The organism is Peterkaempfera griseoplana, from assembly GCF_001418575.1.
Classification (GTDB): Bacteria; Actinomycetota; Actinomycetes; order Streptomycetales; family Streptomycetaceae; genus Peterkaempfera; species Peterkaempfera griseoplana.
In genome coordinates this window covers 1-7,788 of record NZ_LIQR01000440.1, presented here as the reverse complement: position 1 = coordinate 7,788, position 7,788 = coordinate 1, and the positions used below count along the sequence as shown (strand labels likewise).

The window sequence follows — 7,788 nt, the reverse complement described above, 5'->3', positions numbered from 1 at the left end:
CCGCGGGCCTGGGCGGTGAGGGATGCGGCGTCGGCGCGCAGCTGATCGGTTGCCTCGCGCAGGGCCCGGCGGGTCAGCGACAGGGAGGTGTTCACCGTGCGGCGGGGTGCCACGGCCGAGCGGGCGCTCTGGTCGATGCCGGTGAGGTCCTCGGCTGCCCGATGGGCGGTGTGCAGGTGGGTGAGGGCGCTCTGGAGAAAGGCGGCGGTGCGGGTGTGGGTGGCGGCGAGTTGGCGGTGCATCGGGCTGGTCCTGGCCACGGTGGTCAGGTAGCGGGCGCGGGCCAGGATGTTGGCCTGGAGGGTGGCCAGGCGTACCAGGTGGCCGGCGACCTCGCCGGGGCCGGGTGGGCCGCTTTCGCGGGAGGCGGCGGGAAGGTCGACACGCTGTTCGTCGAGGAGCGCGGCCAGGGAGCGCAGCGCGGCGGCCAGTTGGGTGACAGGGTTCGGTGCGGTCAGGGAGCGGCTCCAAGAAGCAGGACGATAAGGCAGCGAGTGCAGCGCCGGGGCTGCGGTCAGGGGCCGGCGCGCGGGGATGCCTTGGGACGCTGCGGCGGTCGCGCAGCGGGCTGAGGCGGGGTGTGGGCGGCTGCGGTGCGCGGGGCGCCGGCGAGGACCGGGCCGGGGCGGGGCGGCTGGGTGCCGGTGGCGGTTTGCCAGCGGTGCTGGATGGCGGCGAGGGGTTCCAGAGCCTGGGTGGCGGCACCGAGGAGCTGGGTTGCGGGTAGGGAAGGGTCCAGGGCGAGGGCGCGGATGATTCCGGCGCTCGTGGCGGCCTGACGCAGGAGGGAGGCGAGCAGCACGGTCTCGGCCCAGTACCCCGGATCTCCAGCACTCGTTCCTGCGCAGATGCCACGGATGCGGTCGGGGGTGAGGGTACGGGAGGTGAGGGCGCCGCGGCGCTGGACCTCCCACAACACGGTCAAAGCGTCCACCGGCTCCCCGCGATGGGCCAGCGCGGTCAGCGCGTGGTAGACGGCGCGGTGGCCGGGATCGAGGAAGTCCTCGCCCGTCAGCCACTGGGCGATGCCGACGATGGCGGCGGGCTGGTCGGTCAGGGCGCCGAGCAGCATGGCCTCACTGCCGCGCAGCGCCTCGTCGCCGGCCGGGTCCGGGCGCCGGGCCGGAGGCTGCGGGAGAGGCCTGCGGGGGCGGGGGTCCACGGCGCCCCAGGCGTCGGTCAGCTGCCGGATCGCCTGCCGCAGCACCTCGGCCAGGTGCACGGCGTCCTGCATGTCGCTGCTTTGGGCGGCGAGCAGCAGGCGGTGGGCGTGCTCGTGCAGGGCGCGGTGCACCGCGCTCTCCAGGACCATCCGGGCGTAGGCGGGGGCGTGTTCGGCGCGCGGGCACGCCGCGATCAGGGCATGGGCGTAGCTGGGGGTCAGCCCGGGGCTGGCCGCTTCGGCCGCGCAGATCGCCTCCAGCGCCCAGGCACGCCGGGCGTCGGGGTCGGCCTCTGATGCGAGTGCGCGGTGGTCGGCGGCGTGCTGGGCGAGCAGGACCTCGTAGAGGGCGGCGTGGGCAGGCCGGTGGAAGTGCCGGACCTCCAGCCAGTCGGCGAGCGGCGGGAGTTGGGCGGGGTCCAGGAGCAGGGCTCCGAGCAGGGCCTGCTCCGCCTGCATCTGCGGGGTCACCGCTACGCACTCTGCCGGGGGGCTGCGGACAGGAACCGGGCCAGGAGGTCGAGGTCCCGGGCCAGCACGGGGTCCTCCAGCCGGACGCGGCCGGCCTCGACGGCCAGATGCAAGCGCCGGTTGATCCGGACGACCGGAGTGTGGGGGATCGGGAACAGGGTGCTCATCACAGGTGACGTGCCTTCGTTGGAGGGGTCAGGGGGTGCGCCGTCCGCTGCGGCGGGGCGCCGGGACGGGCGTGTGGGCGGTGGCGGACCATGCGGCCAGGCCGGGCAGCATCTCGGAGGCGGCGGCGGCGGCTGCTGCGGCGCGGCGCGAGGGCGGCGGTGACGCGGTGGGTGCAGCCAGAGTGCGGCTGCGGGAGCCGTAGATGGCATTTAGGTAGTGGGCGACCAGGTCCTCCCACGGCTTGTCCAGGAGCGAGGCGAGGACGCGGGCGGCCTCGGTGGGGGCGACGATGTCGCCCAGCTGCTGGCAGGCGGAGCTGCGTGACCCGGTCCACGGATAGTCGGCCGGCATCCCGACCAGCAGCGCGGCTTCCGGCACCGTGAACTTCCGTTCCTTGTTGTGCGCCCAGTACCAGCCGCGGATCTTGCTGGTGATGCCTGGTGCGGTCTTGTCCGCCGACCACTCGTTGCCGCCGGCCGTCCGCCTGTTCCCGCGGGTGTTGACGCGCACCCCCTCGGGCCAGCCCAGGGCCTGGGCCGCGTTTCGCGGGGCGACCGGCTCGCAGGGGTGCATGGCCTGGAGGTTGACGTAGTGGTGCCGTCCGGCGACCAGGTAGACGCGGCGGCGGTGGGAGGCCAGACCGGCGTCGGCGGCGTCCAGGGTCTGGTAGCCCGTGCTGCACCAGTCCGCGATGGTCAGCTCGTCGCTGAGGGCGTCCAGCACGATCTCGGGGAGCGCGCTGCTCTGTTCCATGGCCAGCCAGCGGAGGTTGTCGTAGCGGGCGGTGAGAGCGAGTGACCAGATCAGGGTTTCGGCGATCAGGCCGATGCGCTTGTCGGTCATCTGGGGCACCAGGGAGCGGGCCTCGTCGAAGGTCAGCAGCGGGCCGGTGAAGCCGCCGTATCCGTCCCACTCGGGATCCGAGCAGATGCCGCAGTTCTCCTCGTCGCAGCACTCCCCGCTGTCGTGCCAGTGCCCGAAGGTCGCTTCGCACGCCATCGTGAACGTGTCCAGCAACAATTCGATGTTGCGGTCCTGGTGGCCCTCGCGCTTGCCCGCCGGTGTCCACACCTGGCATGGAGCGCTGACGGTGAGGCCCTGGACGTACCGGAGCGCGGGGTGGACCGGATCCAGGGCCCGGACATCGGCGACGATGCGGCGGTGCCCGGCCGCCACCGCCGTCGCCGAGGCGTCCCACGCGATCTCGACCCCGACGACGTCGAAGGTGTCGCCGCCGGCGTCCAGCACGCGAAGGCCCTGCTCCCAACCACCAGCTCCAGCGAAGAGGTTGACGACGCGCTGGGGGTCACCGGGGCATGGGGGGAACAGCCACCGCACCGGCCAAGGGTGGGCCAGTGCCACGAGCTGGCTGTGAGACCACGGCCCCATCTGCAGGCCCTGGTCCGGCCAGCGCAGGTCTCCGGCGGTGGACAGCCTGGGCCGGAACTCCGGAGGCGGGATGGCGGGGTACGTGTAGGTCACCGCTGCCCCCGCCGGGTGCCCCGGGCCGGGGCGGAGCCGGACAGCGCGGGTACGCCGGCGATGTGGGACGGAGCAGGGCTGGGGCAGGCGCGTGTCGACGGAGTGCTCCGTGCGGCGGCGACACGGCCTTCGGTGCCGGTCTTGGCGGTGTTGGGCTGGGGGAGGGCGGCGGTGATCTCGGCGTCGATCCCGCCGAGGTCCTCGGCGTACTGGCGGAAGCGGGCGGCCCGCTCCGCCTGTGCGGACTGGTTGAGGCGGGCGGACAACTCGGTGAGGGACGTGCGCAGCTCCCGTAGATTGTCCAGTCCGCCGTTAAGGGTGATCTGCCCGCTGTCGGCGGCGCTGCGCTCGCCGCTGATCGCTGAGAGGTCGGGGTGGATCTCCCCGGCGATCTCGCGCAGGGCCTCGGCGTGGACGAAAGCGCGGCCGGCGAGCGCCGTGGGGTCGATGGAGCCGAGGTGGTTGAGGGTCGCCGCCAGCCTCCACAAGCCCTCCAGTTGGGCGGCGGCGGCGAACTCCGGGGCCGGGGGCGGCGCGAATGCCGCGGTGTAGACGTTGACGGCATCTCGGAGGCGGTCGGCGCGGATACGGTCGACCCGCAGCAGGTTCTGCTGGTTGTAGCGGGTGAGGTCGCCGCCGTCGCGCGCATTGCGGGGGAGGTGGCTGTCATCGAAGACGGCGTGCTCACTGAAGCTAAACCAGTTGCTGGCGATCTCTCCCGCGGTGGGGGACACGATGCTGATCCGTACACCGGACCAGGTGTCCTCGCGGATGGTCGGGGTGAGCGCGGCGATGACGACCACGTCGCCGCGGCGGGCCACCTGCTGGGTGCCGGTGACCTCGCCGTCCGGCAGCGGGCACATCAAGCGCAGAGCGAGCGCCCGGTCAACGGATCGGTCCAGGGCTGTACCTCCGGGGTGAGTGGGAGAAGTGCGAAACCAGCGGGTGAGGCTCGGCGGGCCGGGCGGGATCCCTCCTCCCGGTTCAGCCCCGGCAGGTCCCTTGCGCTGGACAACCGGGGGCTCCATCCGGGGCAGACCAGGGGGAAGGGCCGGGTCTACGGACGTGCGTGGCCTTTGCGAGGGAATGTCCGCTGCCCCAGCGCAGCGGTGCTGTTGGTCGTGCTCTCGGCGGTTGGGCCGGCAGCCGGTGAGGCTGCCTGCGCGGCCTCGGCCCGGGCGCGGGCCAGGTCGCCGGCGCGGGCCTGGTCGATCAGAGTCTGGACGCTGTCCTGGAGCTGGCCAGCGAGGTCGTCGAGTGCTTGCGCGTGGGCGTCCAGCTGTTCGGCGATGCGTTGGCCACCCGGTATCTGGCGGGCGCATTCGGCGGCCTGCTCCAAGAACTGGTGAAGGCGGGGCAGAGCACCGTCGTCGTAGCTGACGCGCTCCAGGACGGCGGCCAGCTCGGCCGCGTCCTGGCAGTGGACCAGCAGGTCGGTCCACGGCAGCGTGGCGGCGCCGGAGTCGGCGGGTAGGGCGCGCCTTGCAGTGCGGTCCCGGACGCGTACGAGTCCCCAGCGCACAAGGTCGTCGTCGGTCGGCGTGCCGGTGTTGTGGGAGCGGATCTGGGCGGTGGCGCGGCCCACGTTGTCATACAGCTCGAAGTCGGGGTTTCCCCACACGGGACGGGAGTCTCCTCGGGTGAGGGCGAGGTTAGGCGGCGTCGCCGGAGCGGCAGGCGTAGGGGGAGCAGCCGTCGGTCGGGCCGTGCTCCCACTCGTCGTCCAGGGGCAGGCGGTCCTGCCGGGCGAGGAGCTCGTGGCGGGTGGGCTTGTCGATCGGCGCCTGGTCCAGCGGGACCCGGGAGCGGTGGAGGAAGGCCTGGCCGAGCAGAGGTCGGCCCTCGGCGTTGGCGCGGGCGTTGCCCGCGCGGATGCGCCGGTCGAAGTCGACGACGTCCGCCCACGCGGCGGGTGAGGTGTCGCGGATCGCCCGCCACTGGGCGTTGCCGTGGTACGGGCATCCCAGGCAGGCCGACTTCGGGGTCGAGGCCAGGTCGAACTCGGCGAGCAGCCCGAGGCAGTCCTCGCGGGACAGGCCCATCTCGATCAGCGGGAAGCGGTTCCGGGTGTAGCGGACATCTGCGTCCTTGGCCCGGTGGAACTCATCGGTGGAGATCCCAATCCACTGCTCCACGACCACACCCGAAGGCACCCGGGCCGGATACGGGTAGCCTAGAAGGGCCCTGACCTGACGCTTTATCGGTTTGATCTTGTACTCGGAAGTGCATTGGCGCCTCGCCATTCCGTTCCCGCCGTCGGGATTGCGGATGTAGAGGGGCATGGACGCGAACCGGTGCTCGGGGTTCAGGGCGTCCGCTCGGATGTCGCCGGAGGACACCCGCAGGATCGGGATACTGGCCGGCCGGGCGATCTCGTGCTCGATGCGGTCCAGGTGCGCGTAGACCTGGGTGGGCTCCCATCGTGTGTCGGCGAAGATCGCGTAGTCGAGTTTCGGGAGCTCGCCGAGGGCGGAGAGCAGCAGCAGCGTGGTGGACTGCACCCCGGCGCCGAGACTGAGGGTCCGCAGAGCCGGCTCGGGTGCCGCAGGGGCGGGTGCGGTTCCTGCGCCGCCGGGGCGCGGTCGCGGTACTCGAGGCAGGCTCATACGGCCCCACTCCCGGCGGCCTTGGTCAGAGCGCGCCGGGTGATGGTGGCGGTCTGCCGGGCGGAGGCTGCCGCGATGGCCGTGGAGGCCGGTTCCTTGTACCAGGGCCTGAGGTCCAGCAGGGCGGGCTTGAGGCCGGTGGCTAGCAGCAGGGCGGTGCCCTTGGGCAGGGCACGGATGCGGTCGGGCGGCAGGATCCGCTCCATGCGCATCGAGGTGGAGGTGGAGCGCCCGGACTCCGAGGCAGAGTGGGAGACGGTCTGCACATCGTGCTCGCCCACCAGGCGGGAGAGCTTGTCGGCGAAGTCGGCGTCATCAATGCCGGAGCCGACCAACTTGATGGTGGCGGCGGACCACAGGGCGTCCATGCCCGCCTCGCCCCAGACCTTCTGGCCCTGGCGGTAGGACTGCAGGATTGTGACGGGGATGACGCCGCGGGACCCGAGGTGGGAGTAGAGGTCGGGCAGGTCGCCGATCTTGCAGACGTTCGCGGCCTCGTCCAGGATCGCGATCAGCGGCGGATCCAGGCGGCCGCCGTCGCGTTCGGCCTGGATGACGGCGGTGCGCATCACGGAGTCGGCGGCTGCGGCGATCAGGGCGGAGGCGGAGCCGCCGCCGTCCTTGGACAGCAGGTACAGGGTGTCGTGGGCGGTGACGAACTCGGCCGGGCGGAACTCGGGGACGCGGGGGTCGGGGGTGACCCAGGCGGCGATGGCGGGGTCCAGGAGGCAGCTGGCGTACTGGCGGGCGGTCTCGTAGATGCCGTCCCGGGTCTCGACCGCGCCGGAGACGGTGCCCTGGAGCTGGGCGGCGACGGCGGTCAGGCCGTGGGCCTTGAGGATGTCCAACGGGGTGCGGTCGGCCGGGGCGGCGAGCCAGGCCAGGCAGTCGGTGATGGGGCGCTCGTCGCGGGCCGCGGCCAGGAACAGCGACATGAGAGTGTTCTGGGCGGCCGTGGACCAGAAGTCGGAACCGTTGGACTCGTCCACCGAGGCGGTGACGAAGTGTCCGGCCAGCCGCCGGGCGCCGGGCAGGTCGGTCGCGTCGGCGAGGGGGTTCCACCACATCTCGCGCGGCGCGTGGGCGATCTGCTGCGGATCCATGGTCCACACCCGGCCGACCCGTGCGCGGGCGTCCAGGGTGGCGGTGTAGGCGTCGCGGGCGGCCTTGTTGGAGGTCAGCAGCACCGGGCCGGGCGCGGCCAGCATCGCGGGGATCGCCAGGCTGGTGGTCTTGCCCGAGCGCGGCGCCATGATGGCGACGCAGACGTCCTCCCAGCTGGAGCGGACCTCCGGCCCGCCGGGCAGGGAGCCGAGGAGGACGCCGGTGTCCTCGGGGCGAATCGCGCCAGGCTTGGCGTCGGCGAGGCTGGGACGCAGGTCTCTGGCTTTGGCGGTGATCTCCTTCGGCAGGAGCACCGGCAAGTCCCGGGCAGTGGCCAGACCTGGGGTACGGCGGCGCCTGCGGACAGCCCACGCGCGCAGGCCCAGGACGGCGGCGGCGACAGTGACCAGCGCGGGGACGATCCGCGTCGTGACCTCGCGCAGCACGGGGTCCAGGTGCGGCCACAGCTGGTCAGGGTGCAGGGCCGCGGTGAGTGGAGCGAACGGGGCACGCGGTCCAGCGCCGGTGACCGAGGCGGTGGCGGTGCCGCAGATCCACGCGACGGTGCCGAAGGCGGCCGCTGTGACGGCTGCGCCGATGAGGGCGTAGAGGAGGGCGTCGGTGCCCGGGGTGGGAGAGGGGGCGGACGGAGAAGGAGGAGCTGTCTCTGATACACATGTGACGCTGGCCAAGAACAGAGGGGTGTTGGCCCAACAGGGCCGCACCTCGGTGCTGGTCAAGACGGAGTGGATCTACTGCATCTGACCGGACGGTGCGCCGCCGCTCCGCTCCACC

Annotated in this window: 8 protein-coding genes; all 8 read right to left on the bottom strand. The window is 72.7% G+C overall.

Annotation, left to right across the window (positions count from 1 at the left end; all coding sequences use genetic code 11):
• A partial coding sequence (locus AOK09_RS29135; protein ID WP_157876077.1) for a hypothetical protein occupies positions 1 to 260 on the bottom strand: 260 nt, incomplete at its 3' end.
• A 254-nt stretch (positions 261 to 514) separates the two neighbouring features.
• Positions 515 to 1,633 carry a DnaB-like helicase N-terminal domain-containing protein gene (locus AOK09_RS29130; protein ID WP_055590235.1) on the bottom strand — a complete coding sequence of 373 codons (1,119 nt, stop codon included), beginning with the start codon at positions 1,631 to 1,633 and terminating at the stop codon, positions 515 to 517.
• A gap of 2 nt (positions 1,634 to 1,635) precedes the next feature.
• Entirely contained in the window at positions 1,636 to 1,800 is a 165-nt protein-coding gene (locus AOK09_RS40495; protein ID WP_157876076.1) for a hypothetical protein, read from the bottom strand.
• A gap of 28 nt (positions 1,801 to 1,828) precedes the next feature.
• Positions 1,829 to 3,283, bottom strand: a complete 1,455-nt coding sequence (locus AOK09_RS29125) for a DNA cytosine methyltransferase (protein ID WP_079063522.1) — start codon at positions 3,281 to 3,283, stop codon at positions 1,829 to 1,831.
• Positions 3,280 to 4,146, bottom strand: coding sequence for a hypothetical protein (locus AOK09_RS29120; RefSeq protein ID WP_055590233.1), 867 nt, complete (start codon positions 4,144 to 4,146; stop codon positions 3,280 to 3,282). Before AOK09_RS29120 ends, AOK09_RS29125 begins: the two co-directional genes overlap by 4 nt.
• Positions 4,147 to 4,340: 194 nt before the next feature.
• Positions 4,341 to 4,904, bottom strand: a complete 564-nt coding sequence (locus AOK09_RS29115; RefSeq protein ID WP_055590232.1) for a hypothetical protein — start codon at positions 4,902 to 4,904, stop codon at positions 4,341 to 4,343.
• Positions 4,905 to 4,935: 31 nt separating this feature from the next.
• Complete coding sequence (locus AOK09_RS29110) at positions 4,936 to 5,769, bottom strand: adenine nucleotide alpha hydrolase family protein (protein ID WP_055590236.1); 834 nt, start codon at positions 5,767 to 5,769, stop codon at positions 4,936 to 4,938.
• A gap of 116 nt (positions 5,770 to 5,885) precedes the next feature.
• Positions 5,886 to 7,685 (bottom strand): type IV secretory system conjugative DNA transfer family protein, encoded by a 1,800-nt coding sequence (locus AOK09_RS29105; RefSeq protein WP_055590231.1) that lies wholly within the window; start codon positions 7,683 to 7,685, stop codon positions 5,886 to 5,888.
• Positions 7,686 to 7,788 lie beyond the last annotated feature (103 nt).